The sequence below is a fragment of the Winogradskyella sp. ABM4_392 genome (assembly GCF_056160445.1).
Genome location: NZ_JBSWXE010000023.1, coordinates 1 through 284, shown reverse-complemented (window position 1 = coordinate 284; position 284 = coordinate 1). Strand labels below are relative to the sequence as shown.

Annotated in this window: 1 protein-coding gene; it reads left to right on the top strand. The window is 43.7% G+C overall.

Annotated features, from left to right (window positions below; translation table 11 throughout):
* A partial coding sequence (locus tag ACXAFS_RS15305; protein ID WP_475308049.1) for a hypothetical protein occupies nt 1-284 on the top strand: 284 nt, incomplete at both ends.

Sequence of the window (284 nt, the reverse complement as noted above, 5' to 3'; positions counted from 1 at the left end):
GGCAGTCCAGAGGAAATCACCTTGGATGCACCATCAGCAGGAACCTATACAGTAAGAATATTTGATTATTCAGGAACAGCTGACTTTACGTTAGATCTAACCTGTGTAGCACCACCAGAGTGTGTGGAGCCAACTATAGACAGTGTATCTGTAGCAGAAACTTGTAATGAGGTTGATGGCACAGGAACTTTCAACGTAGAAGTTGTGGTATCGGATGCAGGATCTGCAGGAACAGTGATCAGCGATGGTACAAATACATATCCAGTAATGGTAGGAACTGTAGT